Origin of the sequence: Helicobacter didelphidarum, assembly GCF_003364195.1 — a bacterium.
In the GTDB taxonomy this organism is placed as follows: domain Bacteria; phylum Campylobacterota; class Campylobacteria; order Campylobacterales; family Helicobacteraceae; genus Helicobacter_A; species Helicobacter_A didelphidarum.
Map to the genome: position 1 here is coordinate 1 of NZ_NXLQ01000239.1, position 343 is coordinate 343.

Consider the following 343-nt stretch of genomic DNA (forward strand, 5'->3'; position numbering starts at 1 on the left):
ATTATAAGTATAGACTTCATTTATTATCCCTCTCTCTCCTTTATCATATCTAGCAAAGCTCAAGGTAAATAATTGTGCTAGACAGCCTCCTAATGAATGTCCTGTGATATTAAGTTTGGTATTAGAAGTAATAGGAGAGATAAAATTCTCTAAAGTTGCTTCTTGAGTGGAATCTTTTAGTAATTTAGGATTGATGTATGGTTTATGTTCTTTTTGGTTATTATAGATTGTTTTATAGATTTTATATTTTGTGGTGTTTTTAGATTCTACAAACTCTTTAGATTCTATATCAATATGAAAAGGCATATCGCCTTTGCATTGAAGATAGAATAATATCATATCA

The 343-nt window shown here is 28.6% G+C and carries 1 protein-coding gene; it reads right to left on the minus strand.

Annotated elements, in window-relative coordinates; all coding sequences use genetic code 11:
• Positions 1–306, minus strand: a 306-nt coding sequence (locus CQA53_RS12105; protein WP_407918866.1) for a lipase family protein, incomplete at its 3' end; no start/stop codon positions are given.
• Positions 307–343 lie beyond the last annotated feature (37 nt).